Source organism: Flavobacterium sp. (assembly GCF_035760125.1).
GTDB lineage: Bacteria > Bacteroidota > Bacteroidia > Flavobacteriales > Flavobacteriaceae > Flavobacterium.
This window is the reverse complement of sequence record NZ_DASTTN010000077.1, coordinates 1-24,226: the sequence shown is the minus strand read 5'-3', so window position 1 is coordinate 24,226 and position 24,226 is coordinate 1. Positions and strand designations below refer to the sequence as shown.

The following is a 24,226-nucleotide window of genomic DNA, read 5'->3' as shown; positions in this document are numbered from 1 at the left end:
GATGGAGTTTATGCCATTATTATTACCATAATGGTTTTGGAATTTAAAGTTCCACACAATCCTAATTTGGATAGTTTTGCAGCAATGTGGCCTGTATTTATTAGCTATGCAGTAAGTTTTCTATTTGTAGGATTAAATTGGGCCAGTCATCATCATTTGTTTCAAACCGTTTCTAAAGTTGACAATAAGATACTTTGGATCAATATGCTTAACCTTTTTATTTTGTCACTTGTCCCTTTTGCAACAGCAGCAATGGGTGAAAATAATTTTAAAGCAATTACGGTTACTATTTATGCAAGCTTGCTCACTGTAAGCATCCTCGTATATCTCCTTTTAGTCAACAAATTATGTCAGTTGCACGGCAAAGATTCTTCTTTTTTCAATACTTTCAAAGGTCATAAAAAATCGTATTTCAGCCTTGGTTTGAATTGCGTAGCCATCATTTTATCACTAATTAATTTTCCAAAACTAGCTTTTATAATTCTAATACTGACATCCTTATCTTGGTTTGTCCCCAATCATATATTTGAGCAAGAAGAAAATGAATAAACACTAAAACAATTAGAAATTTTAAAATGTCAACATTTACAGATAAAGGAACAGCTGCACCCGCAGCCTATTTCGCGGGAATAGTTTGGGTAAACATGAATGTGAAACCCGAGGAAGGATATAATATCAATATGGGAACGGTAACATTCGAACCCAAAGCCAGAACCAACTGGCACAGCCACACTAGCGGGCAAATATTGTTTGTGATTGAAGGAATTGGTTACTATCAGGAAAAAGGAAAACCAATTCAGTTGATACAAAAAGGAGATGTGGTCAAAATTCCTAAAAACATAGTGCATTGGCACGGAGCTTCGCACGGTAATTTGATGCGCCACATTGCCCTTGTACCTGACTATGACAAGGATAAAACCGAATGGTTTCAAGCTGTAACCGATGAGGACTATAACATCATAAAATAATTAATTATAACCAACATAAATATGAAAACCACAACAGTAAAAGCTTTTGGAACAAAGGCTGCAGACCAGCCTTTAGAAGCATTGAATATCAGCCGTAGGGAATTACAAGCTCACGATGTTGAGATGGAAATTCTATATTGCGGAATATGCCATTCTGATTTACACCAAATCAAGAATGATTTTGGAATGACAGCTTACCCTATTGTTCCTGGACACGAGATCGTGGGACGAGTAACCCGAGTTGGCACTTATATCAAGAATTTTAAAGTTGGCGATTTATCCGCAGTGGGCTGTATTGTAGATTCTTGTCAAGAATGCGAAAGTTGCCACGAAGGCTTGGAACAATTTTGTGATCAATTCCCAACCTTCTCCTTCAATTCTCTCGACAAATATTTGGGAGGAGTCACTTACGGAGGATTCTCTGAAACTTATGTTTGTGAAGACAAATATGTGTTACATGTGCCGGAAAGTTTAGATTTGGCTGCCGCCGCGCCTTTATTGTGTGCCGGTATTACAGTGTATTCACCATTAAGACATTGGAATGCTGGACCAGGTAAAAAAGTAGGTATTTTGGGTATTGGAGGATTAGGTCATTTGGCTATCAAAATAGCTAAAGCAATGGGGGCCGAAGTAACAGTGTTTACCACTTCTCAATCCAAGGTGGAAGATGCCAAGCGTCTCGGTGCTGATAATGCCGTATTATCAACCGTTGCGGAACAAATGAGTAAATATGCTGGAAAACTTAATTTAATTATTGACACCGTATCGGCAAAACATGACGTTAATTCGTACCTAAATCTTTTAAAACACGATGGTACTGTGGTTTTGGTTGGGTTGCCACCTGAGCCTTTAGAAGTAGGAGCTTTTAATGTAGTAATGGGCAGAAAAAGCTTTTCGGGTTCAAATATTGGAGGTATTGCCGAAACTCAAGAAATGTTGAATTTTTGTGCAGAACATAATATTACCGCCGACATTGAATTGATTAAAGTTCAAGATGTCAACCATGCTTTTGAAAGACTGGAAAAAGGAGATGTCAAATACCGATTTGTAATTGATATGAATTCATTAAAAGATTTTAATTAAAAATTGGATTTTAATAATGATTGTATAAATCTCTGATGACTTTTATACAATCATTTTAATTTGGTTCTGTCGCATCTGTCAAATTAAAACATAAAATAATCAAAATAAAAAAATTATGCCACCAACTTACAGAAGGATTTAAACATAGTAATCCACTGGTTAAACATTTGATTCTTAAAACCTTTAATTCTTATTAATCACAGATTTTAAAACTACTAAGTTTCAAAATTTGTATTTAAAAGATCATAAAAAAAGCTAAATCTTTCGATTTAGCTTTTTTGTGATAATGAGTATTCCTTTTGGAATCCAGCTTATTTTATATCAAACCATAGTTTTGTAGTAAGCAGGTCTTTTCCTTGAGCAGTTACCGCGGCCTGATAACTAGTTCCGTTCAACGACTGCTCTGTGCCTGGATAAAAGAAACGCGAAGGTATCTTCCCATCCAAAACCGTAGCCGGACCGGCTGTTAACAGAGGATAGTCAAGTCTTCTCCACTCTACAAAAGCATCAAGCCCTTGTCCGTAAAATGCAATCCATTTTTGCGTACCTATCGATTTAGCATAATTTGTAGCATCGTACTTCACAGCTGCCTGATTAAGATAATTGGAAATAATTACTGTATCTGTAATACCAAATTGATTGAACGATGCCGTAATTGCATTTTTATAAAGCTGCTCTGCATCTCCGGAAATAAAACCACGGGCTACGGCTTCAGAAAGATTGAATAATGTTTCAGAATAAGAAGCGATTACAGCCGGCGATGTTGAGGTCAGGAAGTACTTACCCGGTTTTGATGTTTTGGCAAAACCCTGACTATTGGCATCACTGTTTGATAATCCATTGGCAACGCCAACATACTTACCTACGCTTGCATCAGATGGCAGCTGCGCATAAACAGGTAAACGCGGATCTGCTAAAGCATATAACTTATCAACCAATGTCTTCGAAATACGATAATCATCGCGGGTTTCAAACCAAGCCGAAGCCGGATTTTGCTGAGGTGAACTGATGTAAACAAACTGAAAGGTATCGCCATTGCTACTCAATACTCCTGCAGCATCAGTCGTTGCATCAATCGCTGCCTGTTTAGCTAAAGTAGGCTCTCTGTCTGAAATTCTCAAAGCAATACGCAAACGAAGTGAATTTACCAGTTTTTTCCATTTTAAAATATCGCCTTTATAAACCAAATCTCCAGTTACAGCACCGTTTGCTGTACCTAGCAAAGACTGGGCTTTTTTCAAATCTTCAAGTAATCCTGTATATACTTCCTTTTGAGTATCATAGGCAGGTGTCACTTTTAGACCTGCTTCTTTATAAGGAATGCTTCCGTAAGCATCTGTCAGCAATAAAAACGTCCATGAACGCAGGGTTAGTGCAATTCCTTTATAATTTGAATTTGCCTGTGCCTCCGGGAAATTCAGAATCGTGTTCAAATCTGTAATCAAGGTCGCATATCCAGTATTCCACAATGAAGTGAAAGAAGTGTTGGAGACATCGTATCTGTCTGGCTCAGTATATTGGATTTTTGCCCAATGTTGTACAAATAATAAAGACGAGTCAAAGTTATTTGTCGAGCCCCAATATAAGTCGGCACCCTGTTTTAATGATCCTGTTAACAGGTAAGGTGCCAATGGTGTTTCAGTAGCATTTGGATTTTTATTAATTTCATCCAGATCACTGCAAGAAGTCAGCGACAATGCTAATAGAGTTATATAAGCTATTTTTTTTAGCATGATTTCGTGTTTTTAAAATTTAAGATTAACATTAAGGCTGAAGTTCCTTGTAGTTGGCAGGGCTAAACTCTCCAAACCTTGTGCATTTCCTGAATTGAAAGCTGTTTCAGGATCAATATTTGGCACGTCTTTGTAAATAAAGAACAGGTTACGGCTTGCAGCAGTAATACTTGCTCCTTCCAATCCCAGCTTCTTAATTAGTTTTTTATTAAAATTGTAAGTAAGTTTTACTTCTCTTAGTTTTACAAAAGTGGAACTATAAATATAAGCTTCACTGATGTTGTATGACGCTTTGTAATATTCCTGTGCACTAAGTACTGAAGTGTTTGGAGTTCCATCAGCATATACTCCGCTAAAGATCATTCCATCGTCATATACCGTTGCTCCGCCTGGAGCAGCTGCACCAGCTGGTAACAAAGTTTTGGTAGAACCTGCCAAATAGTAGTTTAATCCGCCATTGGCTGCATCGCGGCCTGGAAGGGTTTGAGCCAATACACCAGTGTAATTACCTGTTCTGTTAGTTCCAGAGAAAATCTCTCCCCCTACACTAGCATCAATAAGGAATGACAATTCAAGATTTTTATAGGTCAATGTATTTGTAAGGCCAGCCAAATAATCCGGAGTGTAATGTCCTAACACTTTCTTCTGCGGATCCGCTTTTGGCAGTCCGTTAGCTCCAACTACTATATTACCATTTGCGTCGCGCAGATAAGCTGTACCGTAAAGAGCACCATAAGCCTGCCCTACCGATGCTAATACATCTACACCTCCCGAAGAACCTATTGTATAGTTTTGAATCTTTCCGTCATAGTCAAGAATCTTTACTTCGCTTATATTCTTTGAATAATTTAAGCCAACGTTCCATTTGAAATTATCAGTTTGAACAGGACTTCCATCCAATTGAATTTCTATACCATGGTTATTTATTTTACCTGCATTGATCAACTGTGAATTATAACCGCTCGATGCAGTTGTTTTTATTTCCAAAATCTGGTCAAAACTATTGGTGTTATAATAAGCGGCATCAAAATGCAGTCTGTTTTTCCAGAAAGAGGCTTCTACACCAACTTCAGTAGAACGGGTTGTCTCCGGTTTCAAGTCCTCATTCAGTTTCTTTTGCGAAGAGGTTTGAATCGGATTTCCGTCGAATGCAGTTTGAAAATTATAAACTGTAGATAATTGGTATGGATCTGCATCGTTCCCTACTTCTGACCAGCCACCACGCAGCTTTAAGAAGTCAAGCGTATTACTTTTCAGATTCAAGGCTTCAGATAGTACCAAACTACCATTAATAGAAGGATAGAAATAAGATCGGTTACTGCTTGGCAGTGTCGATGACCAGTCATTACGGGCTGTTAAGTTTAAAAACGCATAATTTTTGTAACCAACTTGTGCTGAAGTATAGGCACTGTACACTTTCAATTGAGAGTATGAGTTTGATGAAGTCAACGGATCTCGTGAATTAGTCAGCGTATATAAATCTGGCACAGCCAAACGTGGTGCTTTTTGATAATTGTTTGCATCGCTATGATTACGCACATTGAATCCGGCAAGAGCATCCAAACTAAAATCTTCGCTTAGTTTTTTGGTATACTGCAGAATACCCTCTGTGTTTCTTTCGTCTACAGTATAAGCATCTTCTGCATACGATCCGTAAGGAGTTCCATTGGTACCATATTTAATTTTGTATTTTCTGCGGTCGTTATAATAGTCAACTCCAGTGCGGAATCTAAAGTTAAGCCCATCGATAATTTTTGCATCCAAATGAATATCTCCTATTAAACGGTTGCGCTGCTGACTGGTAGTATTATAGTAAGCATTCCAATACGGATTGCTGTAATAGCTGTTGTTCCAGTTGACATCTCTATTACTTTCAAGCTGATTGATATCCACCTGGCGTCCAAACCAAAGAAACTGTAACATAACTCCCGCTGCACGGTTACCGCCTGGTCCCCCTGGTAAGGCAGGAGCATCTGCAACAATATAGTTGGCATTTACACCTACTTTAATATTTTTGGATATTTGGTAATTAGTGCTAACACTAAAGTTTGTTTTATTTACTTCACTGTTAGGCACAGTCCCATTTTGCTTTTGATTATTAACTCCTAAACGGAAATCTGATTTTTCATTCGAACTGGCTACAGAAATACTATTATCAAAAGTTAGACCGGTATTAAAGAAGTCTTTCACATTATCAGGATGAGCCACAAAAGGCACCGGTACACCATTTGAGTAAAATTGTGGAATAAGGCGTCCATCCAGTTTAGGTCCCCAGCTTTCATCAACTCCGTCATTAACTCCGCCTCCTTTACCATCTACATAGCTGAACTTTCCGTTTGATCCTTGTCCAAATGAATTTTGAAAATCAGGTAAAGTGGTAACTTCAGATGCGGTTATACCCGAGCTCACAGTTACGCCCAATCCCCTTTGACCTTTTCCAGATTTTGTAGTTATAAGAACAACACCATGTGCAGCACGCGATCCGTAAAGAGCAGCAGCATTAGGGCCTTTCAATACGTTTAATGATTCAATATCATGGGGATTTAAATCGGCAATCGCATTTTTGAAATCGCGGGTAGCTCCGCCATAGTTCAACTGCGAATTATCTACCGGAACTCCATCGACTACAAATAACGGCTGATTGTTTCCCGCTATAGATGTTTCACCACGAATAACGATACGTGAAGATCCCATATCGCCCTGCGAATTGGTGATACGTACTCCTGCCAGTTTACCAGTAAGACTATTCAAAAAATTCGTTTCTTTTGTATTCTCTAATTCCTTGCCTTTAAGGGATTGAGTAGTATATCCTAAAGATTTCTTTTCTTTGGAAATACCTAGTGCGGTAACTACTACTTCTGACAGCACATTCTGCTCTTCAGAAATATCAATGGTAACTGAATTTTCGTTAACAGTAATTTCCTTTTTTTTATACCCCAAATAACTTACTATTAAAGTATAAGGCAGTTTTTGTCCTGTTTGGAAATGAAATTTCCCTTCTGCATCTGTTACAACATCGTGTGTTGTACCTTTTATGTTTACTGAAGCACCGGTAACAGGCTCCTTTGTAACCGCATCGATCACTATTCCTTCGAGGTTGGACTGAATTAACGGTTTGGTATCTTGAGCTTTAATTCCTATGGAAATCAAGAAAATGCACAACCATGCATATCTATTTAATTTTTTTTTCATTACTTTGTTTTGGTTTAATAAATAAGGTGAGCCGAAAACGGATTTACTCCACTCTCGCTTTCCTTATAGAGATGAACAATTTCTTTTAAGCTTAACCATTTCTGCTGGAACAGAAATGGTTTTTTTATTTACAACACATTCGTTTTTTCATTTTTTATTTATTTTTAGGTTACTATTATTTAATTAGTCTTTACAAGATTTGCCCCTAAAATAAAGGATCCATTCTTATTTAAATTTTTTTATGTTTTAGGAATTGAAAAAATATTTAAACTCTACTAATTTGATAGAACAAAGTTATGTTAAAAAATTTAACTCCAAAATTTTAATAGTTTTTTTTGGAAAAAATTTGTTAATTAAATTGATTCAAAATTTTAAATCACTAAAGAAGAGCCAGTTAATTTCAATATACTTTTTACTTAATATAAGTGTTTTCCTAAATTTAAACTCAGATTAAAATACAAACCATTCGTTTACCTCATCCGCAATGGATTCATTAATGTGAATATTTTCGAACTCATTTGTGGCAGCATTATATAGATAGTCTTTTTGCCACTCTTTATAATTAAAAGCCACTTTTTGAACCGCATCACAAATAAATAAGAGTTCTTTATCTGTCATAATCGGATGCAGTGATAAGCGCACCCAGCCCGGTTTGTTAGTTTGATTTTTCTGAAGAAGTTCATTCGTTATTGTTTTTGATTTTTCTTCGTCGATATCAAACAGATAATGAGCATACGTACTTGCGCAAGACCATCCGCCACGAACCTGAATTCCGAAGCGGTCATTTAGAATCCTAACAATCAGATTATAATGAATATCTTCAATTACAAAAGACACACAGCCAATTCTATCCGCTTCAGTATCGCCTAAAACAGTTAAGCATTTTATTTTTTGAAGTTCATAGAAACAAAGTTCAAGCAATTCTTTTTCTCGGTTTTTAATATTTCCAATTCCCATTTCCTCTTTTAACTGCAATGCCAAAGCGGTTCGAATAACCTGCAGAAACCCTGGTGTACCGCCATCTTCCCTTACTTCTACTACATTGCTGTAACAATATTCTCCAGATGGTTTTGTCCATTTCACATTTCCTCCACCCGGATTATCAGGAAAATTGGCTTTATACAGCTTTTCGTTAAAAATCAAGACACCGCAAGTACCAGGACCGCCCAAGAATTTATGGGGTGAAAAGAAAATAGCATCCAGTTGCTGTTCCGGATCTTTTGGATGCATGTCGATTTTGACATAAGGTGCCGAAGCTGCAAAATCGACAAAACATAATCCTCCGTTTTGATGCATGATTTTTGCCAATTCATGATACGGCGTGATAATTCCAGTGACATTTGAACAAGCGGTAAACGAACCAATTTTGAGGCTTCTGTCTGAGTATTTTTTTAACTCTTTTAAAAGCACTTTCGGATCTACTAAATTATTTTCATCTGGAGGTAAAATCACCACATCGGCATTGATTTCATACCATGGAACCTGATTCGAATGATGTTCCATGTGTGTTATGAAAACAACTGGTTTATCACCTTCATGACGCGTATGCAAACCTATAATTCGCTGCAGTTTTGATAAAGCTGCCGTCATTCCGGTGCCGGTTGTAACTAAGACATCAGAAGTATTGGCATTGACCGACTTTTTAATTATATCTCTGGCGTGCCGGTAAGCATAAGTGGAAACTTTACCTGTCTGACTTGAAAATGAATGCGTATTGGCAATCATCGGACCTATTTTATTGAGTATAATATCTTCAATTGGGGCATATAATCTTCCGCTGGCAACCCAATCCGCATAAAGCAGTTTTTGTTTCCCATACGTCGATTTAAAACTGTGGTTTACTCCTACCGTATTTTCTCTGAATTTAGAAAAGTAGTTTTCTAAATTAATGAGTTCCGATTTTTTTTCAGTAGCATTCATTTCCATATCATTAAATTAATTCCTTCTATTTTGTTTGAATCTTTCAAAGAATTCGAAAATTAAAAGCAGATTATAATTTATTATCTAAAAGCGCTTTTAGTGTAGTTTTAAGCTCTTCTCCTTCAAGATTTTTTGCTACAATAATTCCTTTTGAATCAATTAGATAATTACCTGGAATAGCTCTTACACCGTACAACTTTGCAATTTCACTGTTCCAAAACTTTAAATCCGAAACGTGCTGCCAATCCAAATTATCCTCTTTAATGCCCTTAATCCAGTTTTCTTTCTTTTTATCCAATGAAACTCCGATAATATTAAATCCTTTGTCATGAAATTCTTTGTAAGCTGCAACAACATTTGGATTTTCCTTTCTGCACGGACCACACCAAGAAGCCCAAAAATCAATCAAAGTATATCCTTTAAGATTTTCTGAAAGGCGGACAGGCTTACCTTCAGGATTGTTTGCGGTAAAATCGGGAGCTTTTTTTCCAATAGCTACTCCATTTAAAACAGTCACCAATTCTTTAAGTTCTTTGACGTAAACCGAACTCTGCTGACTTTTATCAAGCAATGCTATGTTTGCCGTAATTTCTTCCGGTTTTAATCTGTAAGACCAGTTTCTGTACAACACATAGGCCGAAACAATTGATTTAGGATGTTCTGTAATGAATTTACTGATTTCTATATCTTTCGTTTTTCTATAGACATCGAATAAATTTTGGCTTTCAGAACCTTCCACCACCGATGCACTGTAATATTTCTTCGGACTTAATTTTACGGTAATCGTATTATTTTCAAGAAAAATATACAATGGAGAATTAGCCGTATTTACACTTAAACCATATAATTCGGGTGTTTTTACTTTTGTTTTGAAACTGAAATTTCCATCTTTGACTTTTACCGAATCGATGGTTTTAAACATTTTGTTATGGAATTTTTGCAGATACACATATTGAGCAACAGTATCGGTCACTGTTCCTTTTAATTGTAAATTACTTTCTTGTGCCTGAGCACCAATTACGCCTAGGCATAAAGCTAAAATTGTTATTATTCTTTTCATTTTATTTAATTTTTAAGTGAATATTAATGTTTGGATAAGCTGATTTAATTGGATCAACAAGGCGGAAATAGTAAGCGCAATAAGATTTTTTCATAATAATTTGGTTTTAAAATTAGACGTAAGTATTGCTGGGCCTATTTGAAAGTGGCCTTCAGTAAATGCTTTAATTAAGGTATTAGGTTAAAAAAATTAGAAGCTCCGCATTCGGAAAACTAAACTGTGAGTCACTCTACGGAGCAGATTAAATGGTACGCTGTAATCAGGTAAAAGAAGTAAGTCAGTTTTCATTTTAATAAATTAAAAGTTTAAAAAAACAATATGGCTTATTCAGATTTTTCTAAGGAAATATCTCTTATCTGTCCGCCGTAGCGGAAGGATTTAGCACCTTATTTGGCAACAGGTTGCTAAGACTTCATCGGGCCTATTCCCTCAGTCTTTCTGGATAAGTCAAGCAGAATTATCTTCTGCCGATGCAAATATATATAAATTCTATCAAATTAATATAGTATAAAACAAAAAAAATGATATTGTTTAAAAAATAAATACAATCACTTATAAATCAGCAATATAATTATAAAATATTATTTTTTGATAACTTTAAAATATTCGTTTCTGTCGCATTTGTCAAATTAAAACATAAAATAATCAAAATAAAAAAATTATGTCACCAACTTACAAAAGGATTTAAACATAGTAATCCCGGGATTAAACATTTGATTCTTTCGCAACATATGAACAACTTCAATACCACTTAGAGTTCTTTTTGCAGATTCAAAATTTTTAAAACCTAAACCATTTAAACTCCTCCGCTTTATATAACGATGATTCTGTTCTACTATGTTATTAAGGCATTTACACTGTCGAGCATCTATTTTAGAAAATGAACGTTTGTTATAAACTTTAATCCCGCTACTATTTGAGCCACTCTTGTCAATGTTTATTAACCTGGGTTGCAGTTGTTGCTGACGCCTCTAATTAGAAATGATTGGGCGCTCATCCTCTGCCTTCTCTTGGTCAATAAGAATTGAATATTATAATGAAATGTGTCTTCTTTAACATTTTAACCCCAACAGGACATTAAACCACTTTTATAAATATTTTTAAAATTTATCTTATATAATTATCTTAAAAATACGCCAATTTCTTCAAATATTGGAGAAAATGGTTTGAAATTTGTATCTCTGGGGTCACAAGCTTAAAAGCCCATTTCTTACGAAATGGGCTTTTTTTTTATACATTTTTTTAACTGAAGAATAGTTATAGACAGTTTACTGTCGATATTCATCATCACTTACAGGTTCCAGCCAAATCGTTTCCCCCTTTTCCCTTCCTGTTATTGCTACCTGAATAAATTTTGTATCTGAACTTGCACCATGCCAATGAGGAATATTAGCAGGACATTTTACAACATCCCCCTTTTTTACAATGATTTTTTGACTTCCCTTTTCCTGATAATATCCTACTCCTTCAAGCGCCAATATAATCTGTCCTGCAGGATGAGAATGCCATTTTGTTCTTGCGCCTGGTTCAAAGGTTACACTCCCAACGGCATTTTGATTTACACTATCGGCTTGAACCAAATTATTCAACCATACTGTCCCAATAAAATTATTATTGGTTATTTTTTCTCCTTTTGTAAAAATTATGTCATCAGATTTGGTTGCAGCAACATTTTCAGTTTTTACTTTATAATAGCAAGCTGTCAATAAAAAAACCAGAATAAACGACACGTACTTTAATCCTTTTTCCATAGTGATTTCTTTATATTTAAAATATCCTATTACCCCTTTTTACTTCAGATATTGTTTATAAAACTCATCTAGTTTTTTCAGTGATGATTTCATAAAAGCGGGTTGGTCGTATAAATCAACATGTGTTGCCCCTGGAACCACAAACAATTCTTTAGGCTCTTTCGCTTTTGAAAAGGCATCTTCACTAAAATAGGCTGATACCGCTTTCTCTCCCACAATGAACAACAGCGGACGAGGAGAAATAGTTTCTATCTGCACAAAAGGAAAAAAATTCATCATAGGTGCAAGACTCGAATAAGAATAATAAGCGGTGGAATTTGGATGGTTCCCCCTTGGTGTATCATAGTAATCAAGAAATTCACGAGCAAATTGTGGTGTATCAGCATCTACTTTTTCGGGTAATGCACGAATATCTTTCCTTTGCGCTCCAGCAAATTCCTTGGTGCGTTGTTCTCCTATTTCATCCAGGGTTTTCATCCTTTTTTCAAATGGAATAATATCATTAACACCTTGTCTTCTTGCCCTCCCCATATCGTACATACTAACCGTAGCTAGTGCTTTTATACGATGATCTATAGCAGTTGCCGCCACAGAATAACCACCGCTCGCGCATACGCCTAAAACACCTATGCGATTTTTATCCACCAAAGCATGATTACTTAAAAAATCTATCGCCGCACTAAAGTCTTCTATTTTCATCTCAGGTGACTCGATATGGCGTGGAAACCCTCCGCTTTCTCCAATAAATACTGGATCATAAGCTAAAGTTACATAACCCAATTCTGCTAACCTTTGAGCATGCAAACCGGCAGTCTGCTCTTTTACTCCGCCAAAAGGAGGTCCAACAACTATTGCTGGATATTTTTTATTTGTATCATAATTGGGCGGTAAAAACAGATTGGCCACTATATTTATTTGAAATCTATTGGGATAAGATACTTTTTGGATTTTCACACCATTTTCACCTTCTCTTAATGGGTAAATCCTTGTGTTCAAAAGTTCAGCCGCTTGTTTATTAGCCTCTGTATTTTGTGCGTTTAGATTATCTGCATCTATACCTGATACAATCACGGTAAGTAGAAATATTATCTTTTTCATACTATTTTATTTTTTATTTTTCAGGACTTCGTTCAAAACTTTTTGAGCTGCCTCCCCTTCTTTTTTACCTATTTTTGATTTGATGATTCCAATAAATTGCCGCAATTGATTTGGGGTTAAACCAACATTCAGACATATATTCAGATGTGACTGTAGCATAGGTTCTACACCACCAATACTACTAAGGACCGATATTGTTGTCAACTCTCTTTCAACATAAGTTAAAATATCCCGTTCAAAAATATCAGCAAAAAGATGCTCTTTGAGAAAGACATCAATCTCAGGAGAAAATGCCGAATAACCTATTTTTGGACCATCTTGTGATACCCCTGTAAGAGCTGCCAAAATGGCTTTGCCCCGATCGTACTTGTTAGATTCCTCTTTTATAGGTGATGCTTCTGCGCCCACAACATCATTAATACCTTTGGTTTTACGCTGCTCCAATACTGTCATAAAAGTTTGTAATCCACGAATACTTCTTGGAAATCCACAATAAGCATATATATGAACGAGAACTTCTTTGATCTGGTTGACAGTCAGACCAGAATCGAGCCCAGTATTGAGTTCTATTTTTAGTTTTGTTAAATCACCTTTTGCCGTAACTGCTGCAATACTTATAATTGCTTGTTGTTTATTACTTAAATGCTGAACTGAATCAGTTTGTGCATTCATATTGGCTGTAAGAATTACTATCATTACGAAGAGAATTGCTTTTAAAAATGTTTTCATTTTCATTTGTTTAACGTAATCAATTAACTAAACCTATTTTCTTCAACCAATTTTGAATATCAATTTCAACCTGTTTTTCTTTTTCACCTTCCATTACAAATAAAACTCCATCTCTTTCTATTCCGCCTTTGGTAGAGAAACCTTCTAATATAATGCTTTTAGGACATAGTTCTTTTACTGTTTGAAAACTGTTGCCAATTCCATAACCTGCATTGGTATTAAATGGAATAATGGTTTTTCCGCTTAAATTGTATTGTTTTAAAAAGCTTTTCATTGGTGGTGGCAGCTGCATACCCCAGGTTGGAAAACCAACGAATACAATATCATATTTTTCAATGCTATCTATTTTAGTTTTCAACGGGGGTAGAAAACCAATTTCATTTTCTTTTGCTACCTGACTAACTATTGTTTTATAATCTTTAGAATAAGGATTCTCTAATTCAAGTTCTACCAGTGATCCACCGATGTTTTTATGAATAATCACTGCAACTGCCTTAGTGTTTTTAGTTCTTGACAAATAGACAATCAATACCTTTTTATCCATTAGAGACTCACTCTTATTTTGAAATGTTTCCTGTGCTTTACTGCAGTCTGAAAACATACAAACTACTATAGTTATTAGAAATAAGAATATTGCAGTCTTTTTCATTTTATTTTCTTTAATAAAATTTATTTATCTAATCCTTTTTCCTTTAACCAACTCGACATAAGATCGGCTATCTGAATATTATTTAAATCTGAAAAAGGGAAATGTGTATTGCCCTTAATTCCTATTTCTGGCAGATGAATTACAGTAACATCACCTCCGTTTTTGTTTACTGCATCTCGCCATAAACGTGCCATCTGCAGGCGTACTCTCCATCCATCTGCCCCAGGATTGTTTGAAGGACTTTCAGGAATATTATCGCCGTAATAAATAACAATAGGAATTTTGGTCAGTTGCATAAAGTCTTTCATTGGAACCGAACTTGCTTCTAGGGAACCAGCTGAACTTGTTAAAGGTAATGGCACTTGACCTTCAGGAAATAAGAATCCACTACCTGGTTCGTAAGCTACTATTGCTTTGACGTTTTTATTTTTTACAGCAGTGAGCCATCCCATACCACCAGAATGGGAATGTGTAACCAAAATTGCAGGGCCAATTTTGCTGAATAATGCTGAAACCGCCTCCGAATTAAGATTACTATCGATAGCACCAATACTTGGTGTCATAGAACGAAAATATTGATTGAGTGTAATTGAATCTCGGGCAAATTGGACACCTTCAAAATAATTGGGCCATACACCTATACGGAAAACATCAAACCATTGCTGTTCATCGGGTGTTGGATTGATGGTAGCTGCTACAGTACTTCTACCGGCATTACCTCTTCTTGGTTGATCAATCACATAAACAGGAAAGTTTCTGCGGAGAAAAATATTTTGATACCCTTCTCGTCCATCGGGCGTGGTTTCCCATGTTTTAGAAAACTGACCTATGCCGTGCCACATTACCAATGGTAACTTGTGAGCATTTGCTGGAATTTGATAAAAAACATAGGCGTGGTCTCCATGAAAAGTTTGTCCTTCAGGAGTGGGTTTAAACGGATCGAATGTGCCAGAGTTTTTTATAACTGTACCTCCCACAGCAAAACTACCCTGCTCTTCGATTAGTAACGGTTTTTGTTTCGTACTTTTTTGTGCATAAAGTGATGAATTGGCCATCAATAACAAACAAAGTACACTCCAAAATCTAATCACTTTCTTTCTCATTATAATTTATTTTAATTTATATTTTCAAGTTTGCAATTTATTATTTTTTTATTATTTGAGATTTTATTGTCCAGGTGTCATTAGCTTAGTGAACGACAATGATCCAAGTTTCCAGCCATCATTGCCTTTTATATACACTTCCGTTACAATAAACGGATTAGTAACTTCATTTCCTCCTACTACTGCCAATAGTGTAATTCTGTTTAAAAGTATCGCGGTATTACCGATAATATTTACTGACACTTCGTGAATATCTGCTCTCTTGTAATGAATCCCTCCACTTTTAATCACATTGATTTCTTGGTTTTTTCCCCAACTTCCTCCCATATGAACAAAAACCGATTTGTCATCAAACAAAGGCGTAAGTCTATCGACATTTTTATCGGCCATCCATTGCCATTTATCTTTAGAAAGTTGAATAACTTCTTGTTCAGCGACTGTGTAACTCTTAGTAACTGTAGTTGTTGTATTTTCTTGTGCAAAAGAAAATTGGAAACTTACTACTGCAATGAGACTCATAACTAATGTTTTCATATGATTAAGTTTAAAAGTTAAATTGTAATTATGCTTTTTAATTTTTATTTCTTTAATGGTGCTTCCACATCAGAAAAAGCTTGAACAAAGGCAGGTAATCGTTCACCCAAAATTTGAATAGTATCCAATTGTTTATTGAATTCCTTAAATTCATCCATGGTAAATTTTACATCTTCAGCTCCAATATTTTCCAACATGTGAGCCATCTGTGTCGTGCCCGGTATTGGAACAATCCAAGGTTTTTGCGCCAATAGCCAAGCTAATGAAATTTGTGCAGGAGTGGCCTGTTTTTGTACACCCCATTTTTTTAATAAATCTACTATTTTTAAGTTATGAGGTAGATTCTCTGGTGAGAAACGAGACTCATTCGCACGAATATCACCTTGAGCAAAGTGTGTATCGGCATCAATGGATCCAGTTAGAAACCCCACTCCGAGTGGACTCCAAGAGACAAAACCAATACCGAGTTCCTCACATAGTGGAATAATTTCTTTTTCCGGGCCACGCCATAGCATTGAATATTCATTTTGAATGGCTGCAATGGGATGAATGGCATGTGCTCGTCTTATGGTTTGAGTTCCCGGTTCGGACAATCCGTAATGCAATATTTTACCTTCTTTTATCAAATCCTGAATAGCTCCAACTACATCTTCAATGGGAACTTGCGGATCTACACGGTGTTGATACAATAAATCAATTCGGTCTGTGCGAAGACGTTTCAGCATTCCTTCCACTACTATTTTGATATGTTCAGGACGACTGTTTAATCCAGGTAATCGCTTACCTGTTTCTTGGTCGATATTCCAGCCAAACTTTGTTTCGATGACTATTTTGTCACGGAAGGGAGCTATACCTTCTCCAAGAATTCGTTCTACTTCAAAAGGACCGTAAGCCTCAGCAGTATCAAATAGTGTAACTCCTTTATCAAAGGCTGTTCTAATGATGTTGAGCATTTCTGGACGAGAGGGAATTGTAGTTTGATACGTGCGACTCATGTTCTGAACACCTAATCCAATACTGGAAACTTCAAGAGTGGCCCCAAGTTTTCGCTTGCGCAAAAGAGACGCTGGTGTTGTATCTTTATTTTCAAAAAAAGGTATTGATGAAGTAGATTGTGCTAAAGAATCAAAAGGTAGTATAGCGCTTCCAGCCAATGCTAACCCAGCGGTTTTTAAAATAGTTCGACGATTCATAGTTGGATTTATTAAATTGAATAAAGGCTTTAGTTGTTATTTAAATGTAGTTTAAATATCTAACTTTCTTTCACTCAACCATTTTACCATATTTGGATCTCTATGGTCAAAAAATAAACTTTCTTTTGTGTCTAAAGTTTTAATTATACTCATATCTCCTTCCGAAAGTTCAAAATCAAAAACATTAAAATTTTCTTTTATTCTCTCTTTGCGAACGGATTTAGGAATTACAACAATATTTCTTTGGATAAGCCAGCGAAGTATTATTTGTGCTACACTTTTATCATGCTTATTACCAATGTTTATCAATAGGTCATTGTGGAAAATGTTATTTTTTCCTTCTGCAAAAGGCCCCCATGACTGAGTTTGCACATTATTTTCATTTAGGAATTTCTGATTTTCAATCTGTTGCTGAAAAGGATGAGTCTCAACTTGGTTAACAGCAGGGGCAAAATTGCTATTTACAATTAGATCCATTATTCGATCGGGTTGGAAATTGGATACACCAATAGCCCTGATCTTCCCCTCTTGATATAGTTCTTGCATTGCCTGCCAAGATCCAAATACATCTCCATAGGGTTGATGAATGAGATATAAATCCAAGTAATTAAGCTGCAATCGATCCAAAGATCTTTGAAAAGCAGCCTTCGTTTGTTCGTATCCTGTGTCCTGAACCCAAAGTTTGGTTGTAATAAACAGTTCTTCACGAGCAATACCAGATCTTTTTATTGCCTTTCCCACAGCCGCTTCATTCTGGTAAGATGCAGCTGTATCAATTAATCGATAACCAACTTCAATAGCATCAACCACGGCTTGTTCACATTCTGCCATATCCTGCATTTGAAATACGCCAAACCCTAAAATTGGCATTTCAACACCGTTATTTAATTTTATATTATACATAGCAATTCAATAATAAAGTTTTAATCATTTTACTAATACAAATTACCGAACTAAATACATGGGCATTGGTATATGAATTACTGAATCTGCTACCAAGATTACTGATTAAACTTAAACCACTATCATAGCTATGCTTAAATGCTTAAATTTGTATAACAAAATAACAAAACATGGAACAAGTATTTGATTTTAAAACCATTAGTGAGTACAATGCTTTTAATAATCACGAGACATTACATCCTTTGGTTAGTATAATTGATTTTTCAAAAGCAAAAGAAAGAACAGGTTCTAAAATGAACTTTGAACTTTACTGTGTATTTTTAAAACAAGTAAACTGTGGTGATTTAAAATATGGTCGGAATTATTATGACTATCAGGAAGGAACCTTGGTTTTCATATCGCCTGGTCAAGTAATTGATGTAGAAAACAAAATAGATTTTTATCAACCAATGGGACATGGATTGGTTTTCCATCCTGATTTAATCCGAGGTACATCGCTTGCAAAAAGCATTCATGACTACAATTTTTTCAGCTACAATACCAGCGAAGCATTGCATTTGTCCGAACGTGAAAAGCAACTTGTATTGGATACTTTTGCAAAAATTGAGATAGAGTTAAAACAATCCATTGACAAGCATAGCAAAAAACTTATTGCTTCCAATATTGAGTTGTTTTTGAATTATTGCGAAAGATTTTACGATCGTCAATTTATTACCAGAGATAATGCCAATAAAGGAATCGTCGAAAAATTTGAAAAATTACTGAACAGCTATTTTTTCTCAGATAAACCTCAGAATATAGGGCTACCATCTGTTGCCTATTACGCTCGTGAACTTAATTTATCAGCTAATTATTTTGGTGATCTAATTAAAAAAGAAACAGGAAAGTCAGCGCAGGAATACATTCAAAATAAAATTATTGATATCGCCAAAAACAAAATATTTGACTCCACTAAAAACATAAACGAAGTAGCTTATGAATTGGGGTTTAAATATCCACAGCACTTTACTCGTTTTTTTAAACAACATGTAGGTTATACACCTAATGAATACAGGATTTTAAATTAAGTTTATTAATAAAAAACCCTGTCCTTATCAAAAATTTATGAAGTGCTTTTTCTAAAACAATTACTCAATTATTATTTAAATCTAATTTTTACTTTATATAATGAATTTCACATGGCCAATTTCTACAAATCTTACATAAAATTTGTTTTGTAAATTGTTTAGTAAATATTACAAATTTAAAGCCCTTTCTTTACGGAATGGGCTTTTTTTATATTCTTCCCATTTCACTTAACCAGTTTTAAACTACAAAAAAAATATATTTTTCAAACACAACAAAAGACATTTAATTGATTTTAAAATAACACAACTTGTTGATTTATAGTTATTTATTTTATATATCTTTACTAGAGTTAAAAAATAATACTTAAAAGTATTACTAAAATCAAAACCATAGAATTACAATTTCAATACAATCAAGAAAAAACTGGTACTAAAAAGTGATTTCATGACAAGAAAACCCCATCCTGTAACATATTATTCCTTTTTCATTTATTAGCTATTTACTTTTGAAATGCTATTAAAAATAAGATGCTTTTTTATTTAACATTCGACTCAAGTCAAATGCCAAAGTGGCTGACATACCAGAACAAAAAAATGAAAAGCTAAAAATAAAAAAAATTGAAACTGCAATAAGCGATATCAACTAGATATTTTCAAGAACAATAGATGCAGAAACCTTGGAAGGTTTTCGAACAAAAGTTACCCCCATTTGTGTTTGAAAATCAATTAACCGGTGACTTCAATTAATTATAAAAACAGGGACAGTTACGTATATCCAATTAACAAGAATTTATTTTATTTATTTTTTTAACCATAAAACTAAAAACTATGTCAACAGAACCTTTCATCGGGGAAATTAAAATTTTGGGATTCAATTTTGCACCAATAGGATACCAAACCTGCAGCGGTCAATTATTATCAATTTCTTCAAATGCAGCCTTGTTTTCTTTATTGGGAACCTATTATGGCGGAGACGGACAATCAACATTTGCTTTACCTGATTTACAAGGTCGTACGCCAATTGGACAAGGTCAAGGACAGGGCCTCCCTAATTATGTTATAGGAGAAAAAGCAGGAACAACGAATGTTTCTATTTTAACAACAAACATGCCGGAACATAATCATACTTTAAATGCTGTATCGGCTAAATTAAAGGCATCTTCTGCAAATGCGGATGAAGCATCTCCACAAAGTAATTTCCCTGCCGTTGCTGCAAGCGCTAATTATTCAGGTAATGGAGCAACCGCAGGAGTTTATACTGGTGGTGTTGAAATTTCTGGTAGTACTGATACTAACGGATCTGGCGTCCCTCTTGGTATAATGAACCCTTATCTGGTAGTCAATTATTCTATTGCCACTGAAGGAATATTCCCAAGCAGACCATAATTAAAACCATATAAAGAGGGAATTTTCAAATTGAAAATTCCCTCTTTTAATTAATAAAAAAATATGCAAACAATAGGAATTTTACTAGCCCGATCCACATATTATGAAACCATCGGGTTTGATCTATATGAAGGACTTAGATCAGGATTAAAACAATTGGGGAGAACAGATGTTAGAATAGTTACAGAAAACATCGGGTTTGGCTCAGAAAAACAACAATGCTATCGTAGTGCGGAAAAACTTTTACTTGAAGAGAATGTCTCTCTAGTAATTGCTTATATAGGGCATCGTACTGCACAATTGCTTCGCCCACTTTTTCTTGCTGCCAATAAAATGCTGATTGTTTTAGATACTGGTGCTAACCTGCCACATGAATGGCCTAGTTGTCCAAATATTTTTTACCATTCCCTACACAATGCATTAGGAGCGTGGTTTGCCGCAAAAGAAGCATTAAATCATGGTTATAAAAGCGCAGGAATGGTTACCGGTTATTATGATGGGGGCTATTTACACACTTACAGCATTTCAAAAAGTTTTGAAGCTAATGGTGGTACAATTGCCTTTAACCATGCCACTGGTTATAAAACAGAGGATTTCACAATAGAGCCTTTGAGAAATCATTTAGAACAATATCCCGACAGTGCTTTGCTAAGTATTTTTAGTGGTGATTTTGTGCAATGGTACTTTGAAGGAATCAAAAAATCATTTGGAGATGAAAATATCCCTATTTATTTACCCCCTTTTGGATTTGAAGAAACAATGCTTGCCAAAGCTGTATATCCCAATAACACTGTAAAAGGAATAGCCGCTTGGTCAAAAAAAATAGAGTCGAAAGAAAATGAAATCTTTAAAAAAGCAATAATAGCAGCAGGTAGAACACCGAATTTATTCTCATTATTAAGTTGGGAAAGCGCTACAATTGCATTAAGAGTCCTTGAATTGATTGATGAATGCGAAAATAATATAACTCAAATTGCATCAAGTCTACATTCATTTGAATTTATAAGCCCTAGAGGAAAAATTCATTTTAATTCTAAAACAAATACTTCTATTTCACCATTGTATAGAGCAAGTATAATACCAAACAATGAAGGGAAATGCGAAGTGCAATTAGAGGGTGAATTAGATGAAATTCATAAAAACTTCGAAAAATTAATTAACCAGAACTTAGACAAAGCTACATCGGCTTGGCACAATAGTTATGTCTGTATTTGATATGGAAAAACAAAAAAAAATATTGGTGTTATGTGGCGGAAAATTCGCCTTTCAAACTTTGCAATTACTCGCATATGAAAAATTCATTTGTGCGATCGGTATTGGCAAAAGTAATGACACAATTATAGAAGCTCTAGAAAGAGAATCTGAAGAAAGTAACATCGGTTTTAAATCTTTTCCGAATAAAAAAAGCATTACAGGAATGAGATCTTGGATTGACTTTATTCAACCTGATTATATATTTTGCATCTCATTTCCTTTCTTACTCCCCGAAACAGTTTTGTCTTATGGACAGGATAAATTCATCAACTTTCATCCAGGCCCTTTACCTCAATATCGCGGACCTATGCCCATTTTTGAAGTGCTCAAAAATCAGGAAACAGAAACTGCCATTTGTGTTCACTTTATGAATGCCAGGTTCGATGAAGGGAATATTATTTTTAATGACCCAATTACTATCGAAACAGGAGATACCTATGGTAATCTAACGGCTAAATTAAGTGAGCGCATGGCCCAAGTGGCCTTAAATGTGGCTAATATGATACAATTTGCTAGCATCATCCCAAGCCAGCCACAGGATGAAAAATTATCTTATTATTATGAAAAACCAGAATTATCCGATACCTATATTAATTGGAAACGAATGTCTGCCAGCGAAATCATTTCATTAATTAATGCTTGCAATCCTTGGAATACAGGTGCAGACGCATCCCTTTACGGAGAACAAATTAAAATAATCTCCGCAACTTTATTAGATCTACCCCATAACAGCCAAGCAGGTGCAATTGTGTCCGTGACAAATACTCTTAACATCGCATGCGAAGAGAATCAACAAATTGCTGTTGAAATACTTAGTACAGATAGTGGTATTATGACAGCAAAACAGTTTGCAGTATTAAAACCAATCCTAACTAATGATTTAATTAAAATATAGAAACAATCCCTAATTTAAAGCCATTTGATTATGAAAAAGAGTTTTACTTTTATTTTTACAATTCTAATGTGTTTCTTTTATATAAAAGGAAATTCCCAAACGCAATTTTGGAGTGACACATTCGAAGACACTGGAGCTCCAAGTACGGGGACAAGAACGCCATCAGTGCCAGAATTCAGTTGTAATACACCAGCAACTGTGTATTTTTTTAGAACATCACCATTAGCTTCTGCTCTTAGCTTACAAAATGGATCGTATACAGGTTATGAAGGATCAAAAGTGTGGGCTGCCGAAGATATCGATAAAGGTACTAGTTGTACAACAAATAATACCATTTCTGCAAATCAGCAGGTTACATGGACTGGTATAAATATTTCCGGAAAAACTAGCTTATCTTTTAAAGGTCTTTTTGCTGCAGATAATGTTGGTGGATGGCAAGGAATTGATTGGAACAGTCTTACTCCTCCTCAACAGGATTTTGTGGCATTCGAATACCGTATCGATGGTGGCTCATGGATAAGGGGCTTAATGTTTGCCAGTAACATTCCTGCCGGTAACGTAGCCTCAAGTAACACACTCCAACTTGACACCAATGGTGACAATGTAGGTGATGGAGCTTCTTTAACTTATGCTTTTGCTGAATTTACAGCCAATATAGTAGGAACAGGGACAACTTTGGACATTCGTATGAACTGTTTTGCTAATGCTGGCGCAACACAAGAAATTGCAATAGACAACTTCCGTTTATTTGGGTCAACCGCAGCACTACCAACAATCACCACAACTGCAGCAACGGGTGTAGGTGCTGTAAAAGCAACTTTGGGTGGAAATGTTACCGCAGATGGTGGAGCAACAGTAACAGAAAGAGGTATTGTCTGGGCAACGACTGTCAACCCAACCACTGCCAATACCAAAGTAACCAATGGCACGGGAACGGGAATTTTTAGTGCTACAATTTCCTCTTTACCTACAGGAACACTTGTTCATTTTAGGGCGTATGCAATCAATTCAGCAGGTACAAGCTATGGATCAGATTTGACTTTTACTACTAGTTTCGCTTTATCAGCAACGACTAGTCAAAGCAATCTGTTGTGTAACGGAGTTAACATTGGTACTGCTTCAGTAACTGCCTCAGGCGGGGTTGCCCCTTATAGTTATTCTTGGTCACCTTCGGGAGGAACGGGAGCTACTGCTACAGGTTTAGCAGCGGGAGCCTATACGTGTACTATAACTGATAGCGAATCAACTCAAATTACCAAAAACTTTACTATTTCACAACCATCGGTAATCAGTACCGCAGCAGGATCCCAAACGAATGTCTACTGTAGCGGAGGAACGAATGGTGCCGCTTCGGTTTCTCCTTCAGGTGGAACTCCTGGATATACCTATTCTTGGTCGCCTTCTGGTGGAACAGCTGCGGCAGCAACAGGCTTGGCGGCAGGAAGCTACACCGTAACCGTAACGGATGCAAACGGATGTACAGCAACTCGAAATTATACTATTACTCAGCCATCTGTAATCAGTACCACATCAGGATCACAAACGAATGTGTCCTGTAACGGAGGAACGAATGGTACTGCATCAGTTTCTCCTTCTGGAGGAACTCCGGGATATACCTATTCTTGGTCGCCTTCTGGAGGAAATGCTGCTACTGCTACTGGACTTGCGGCAGGAAGCTACACCGTAACCGTAATCGACGCAAACGGAT

General features: G+C 35.8%; 20 protein-coding genes, 1 pseudogene and 1 riboswitch. Of the genes and pseudogenes, 8 read left to right on the top strand and 13 right to left on the bottom strand.

Annotated elements, in window-relative coordinates; all coding sequences use genetic code 11:
• The 3 genes from VFS71_RS03165 to VFS71_RS03155 all read left to right on the top strand — a co-directional run.
• A partial coding sequence (locus VFS71_RS03165; protein ID WP_326399333.1) for a TMEM175 family protein occupies positions 1 to 549 on the top strand: 549 nt, incomplete at its 5' end.
• Positions 550 to 575: 26 nt separating this feature from the next.
• Positions 576 to 968: a cupin domain-containing protein gene (locus VFS71_RS03160; protein WP_326399332.1), complete on the top strand. Its 393-nt coding sequence runs from the start codon at positions 576 to 578 to the stop codon at positions 966 to 968.
• A 21-nt stretch (positions 969 to 989) separates the two neighbouring features.
• A complete protein-coding gene (locus VFS71_RS03155; RefSeq protein WP_326399331.1) occupies positions 990 to 2,051 on the top strand; it encodes an NAD(P)-dependent alcohol dehydrogenase in 1,062 nt (353 codons plus the stop codon).
• 311 nt (positions 2,052 to 2,362) lie between these two features.
• Here VFS71_RS03155 and VFS71_RS03150 read toward each other — a convergent pair whose 3' ends face one another.
• The 13 genes from VFS71_RS03150 to VFS71_RS03090 form a co-directional block, all read right to left on the bottom strand.
• The gene (locus VFS71_RS03150; RefSeq protein ID WP_326399330.1) at positions 2,363 to 3,784 is read right to left on the bottom strand and encodes a SusD/RagB family nutrient-binding outer membrane lipoprotein; all 1,422 of its coding nucleotides are present in this window, start codon (positions 3,782 to 3,784) and stop codon (positions 2,363 to 2,365) included.
• A gap of 12 nt (positions 3,785 to 3,796) precedes the next feature.
• Positions 3,797 to 6,976 (bottom strand): SusC/RagA family TonB-linked outer membrane protein, encoded by a 3,180-nt coding sequence (locus tag VFS71_RS03145; RefSeq protein ID WP_326399329.1) that lies wholly within the window; start codon positions 6,974 to 6,976, stop codon positions 3,797 to 3,799.
• 450 nt (positions 6,977 to 7,426) lie between these two features.
• Entirely contained in the window at positions 7,427 to 8,896 is a 1,470-nt protein-coding gene (locus VFS71_RS03140) for an aminotransferase class V-fold PLP-dependent enzyme (protein ID WP_326399328.1), read from the bottom strand.
• Positions 8,897 to 8,966: 70 nt separating this feature from the next.
• Complete coding sequence (locus VFS71_RS03135) at positions 8,967 to 9,956, bottom strand: TlpA disulfide reductase family protein (protein WP_326399327.1); 990 nt, start codon at positions 9,954 to 9,956, stop codon at positions 8,967 to 8,969.
• Positions 9,957 to 10,305: 349 nt separating this feature from the next.
• Positions 10,306 to 10,405: riboswitch (SAM riboswitch) on the bottom strand.
• Positions 10,406 to 10,615: 210 nt separating this feature from the next.
• A complete protein-coding gene (locus VFS71_RS03130; protein WP_414655979.1) occupies positions 10,616 to 10,912 on the bottom strand; it encodes a DDE-type integrase/transposase/recombinase in 297 nt (98 codons plus the stop codon).
• Between the two features lie 312 nt (positions 10,913 to 11,224).
• Complete coding sequence (locus tag VFS71_RS03125) at positions 11,225 to 11,707, bottom strand: cupin domain-containing protein (RefSeq protein WP_326399326.1); 483 nt, start codon at positions 11,705 to 11,707, stop codon at positions 11,225 to 11,227.
• A 39-nt stretch (positions 11,708 to 11,746) separates the two neighbouring features.
• A complete protein-coding gene (locus VFS71_RS03120; protein ID WP_326399325.1) occupies positions 11,747 to 12,805 on the bottom strand; it encodes an alpha/beta hydrolase in 1,059 nt (352 codons plus the stop codon).
• 6 nt (positions 12,806 to 12,811) lie between these two features.
• Positions 12,812 to 13,534, bottom strand: a complete 723-nt coding sequence (locus VFS71_RS03115; protein ID WP_326399324.1) for a carboxymuconolactone decarboxylase family protein — start codon at positions 13,532 to 13,534, stop codon at positions 12,812 to 12,814.
• Positions 13,535 to 13,553: 19 nt separating this feature from the next.
• Positions 13,554 to 14,183 (bottom strand): flavodoxin, encoded by a 630-nt coding sequence (locus VFS71_RS03110; protein WP_326399323.1) that lies wholly within the window; start codon positions 14,181 to 14,183, stop codon positions 13,554 to 13,556.
• 20 nt (positions 14,184 to 14,203) lie between these two features.
• A complete protein-coding gene (locus VFS71_RS03105) occupies positions 14,204 to 15,286 on the bottom strand; it encodes an alpha/beta fold hydrolase (protein WP_326399322.1) in 1,083 nt (360 codons plus the stop codon).
• 63 nt (positions 15,287 to 15,349) lie between these two features.
• A complete protein-coding gene (locus VFS71_RS03100) occupies positions 15,350 to 15,820 on the bottom strand; it encodes a nuclear transport factor 2 family protein (RefSeq protein ID WP_326399321.1) in 471 nt (156 codons plus the stop codon).
• Positions 15,821 to 15,864: 44 nt separating this feature from the next.
• Complete coding sequence (locus tag VFS71_RS03095) at positions 15,865 to 17,013, bottom strand: aldo/keto reductase (protein ID WP_326399320.1); 1,149 nt, start codon at positions 17,011 to 17,013, stop codon at positions 15,865 to 15,867.
• Positions 17,014 to 17,064: 51 nt separating this feature from the next.
• Positions 17,065 to 17,916 carry an aldo/keto reductase gene (locus tag VFS71_RS03090; RefSeq protein ID WP_326399319.1) on the bottom strand — a complete coding sequence of 284 codons (852 nt, stop codon included), beginning with the start codon at positions 17,914 to 17,916 and terminating at the stop codon, positions 17,065 to 17,067.
• A 170-nt stretch (positions 17,917 to 18,086) separates the two neighbouring features.
• Here VFS71_RS03090 and VFS71_RS03085 point away from each other — a divergent pair, with 170 nt between their 5' ends.
• The 5 genes and pseudogenes from VFS71_RS03085 to VFS71_RS03065 all read left to right on the top strand — a co-directional run.
• Positions 18,087 to 18,983, top strand: coding sequence for a helix-turn-helix domain-containing protein (locus VFS71_RS03085; protein WP_326399318.1), 897 nt, complete (start codon positions 18,087 to 18,089; stop codon positions 18,981 to 18,983).
• 828 nt (positions 18,984 to 19,811) lie between these two features.
• Positions 19,812 to 20,369 (top strand): phage tail protein, encoded by a 558-nt coding sequence (locus tag VFS71_RS03080; RefSeq protein WP_326399317.1) that lies wholly within the window; start codon positions 19,812 to 19,814, stop codon positions 20,367 to 20,369.
• 63 nt (positions 20,370 to 20,432) lie between these two features.
• Positions 20,433 to 21,584, top strand: coding sequence for an ABC transporter substrate-binding protein (locus VFS71_RS03075; protein ID WP_326399316.1), 1,152 nt, complete (start codon positions 20,433 to 20,435; stop codon positions 21,582 to 21,584).
• On the top strand, positions 21,571 to 22,518 hold the full coding sequence (locus VFS71_RS03070) for a methionyl-tRNA formyltransferase (protein ID WP_326399315.1): 948 nt from the start codon (positions 21,571 to 21,573) through the stop codon (positions 22,516 to 22,518). The genes VFS71_RS03075 and VFS71_RS03070 overlap by 14 nt, the downstream gene beginning before the upstream one ends.
• A 30-nt stretch (positions 22,519 to 22,548) precedes the next feature.
• Positions 22,549 to 24,226 (top strand): annotated as a pseudogene (locus VFS71_RS03065) (SprB repeat-containing protein); the annotation flags it as partial.

What these genes read in the sequence shown, in the direction of transcription:
- VFS71_RS03100 (WP_326399321.1), bottom strand. Translation starts at nt 15,820, where the DNA reads ATGAAAACATTAGTTATGAGTCTCATTGCAGTAGTAAGTTTCCAATTT.
- VFS71_RS03090 (WP_326399319.1), bottom strand. Translation starts at nt 17,916, where the DNA reads ATGTATAATATAAAATTAAATAACGGTGTTGAAATGCCAATTTTAGGG.
- VFS71_RS03080 (WP_326399317.1), top strand. Translation starts at nt 19,812, where the DNA reads ATGTCAACAGAACCTTTCATCGGGGAAATTAAAATTTTGGGATTCAAT.
- VFS71_RS03070 (WP_326399315.1), top strand. Translation starts at nt 21,571, where the DNA reads ATGTCTGTATTTGATATGGAAAAACAAAAAAAAATATTGGTGTTATGT.
- VFS71_RS03105 (WP_326399322.1), bottom strand. Translation starts at nt 15,286, where the DNA reads ATGAGAAAGAAAGTGATTAGATTTTGGAGTGTACTTTGTTTGTTATTG.
- VFS71_RS03125 (WP_326399326.1), bottom strand. Translation starts at nt 11,707, where the DNA reads ATGGAAAAAGGATTAAAGTACGTGTCGTTTATTCTGGTTTTTTTATTG.
- VFS71_RS03155 (WP_326399331.1), top strand. Translation starts at nt 990, where the DNA reads ATGAAAACCACAACAGTAAAAGCTTTTGGAACAAAGGCTGCAGACCAG.
- VFS71_RS03075 (WP_326399316.1), top strand. Translation starts at nt 20,433, where the DNA reads ATGCAAACAATAGGAATTTTACTAGCCCGATCCACATATTATGAAACC.
- VFS71_RS03110 (WP_326399323.1), bottom strand. Translation starts at nt 14,183, where the DNA reads ATGAAAAAGACTGCAATATTCTTATTTCTAATAACTATAGTAGTTTGT.
- VFS71_RS03140 (WP_326399328.1), bottom strand. Translation starts at nt 8,896, where the DNA reads ATGAATGCTACTGAAAAAAAATCGGAACTCATTAATTTAGAAAACTAC.
- VFS71_RS03150 (WP_326399330.1), bottom strand. Translation starts at nt 3,784, where the DNA reads ATGCTAAAAAAAATAGCTTATATAACTCTATTAGCATTGTCGCTGACT.
- VFS71_RS03115 (WP_326399324.1), bottom strand. Translation starts at nt 13,534, where the DNA reads ATGAAAACATTTTTAAAAGCAATTCTCTTCGTAATGATAGTAATTCTT.
- VFS71_RS03120 (WP_326399325.1), bottom strand. Translation starts at nt 12,805, where the DNA reads ATGAAAAAGATAATATTTCTACTTACCGTGATTGTATCAGGTATAGAT.
- VFS71_RS03095 (WP_326399320.1), bottom strand. Translation starts at nt 17,013, where the DNA reads ATGAATCGTCGAACTATTTTAAAAACCGCTGGGTTAGCATTGGCTGGA.
- VFS71_RS03145 (WP_326399329.1), bottom strand. Translation starts at nt 6,976, where the DNA reads ATGAAAAAAAAATTAAATAGATATGCATGGTTGTGCATTTTCTTGATT.
- VFS71_RS03160 (WP_326399332.1), top strand. Translation starts at nt 576, where the DNA reads ATGTCAACATTTACAGATAAAGGAACAGCTGCACCCGCAGCCTATTTC.
- VFS71_RS03085 (WP_326399318.1), top strand. Translation starts at nt 18,087, where the DNA reads ATGGAACAAGTATTTGATTTTAAAACCATTAGTGAGTACAATGCTTTT.
- VFS71_RS03135 (WP_326399327.1), bottom strand. Translation starts at nt 9,956, where the DNA reads ATGAAAAGAATAATAACAATTTTAGCTTTATGCCTAGGCGTAATTGGT.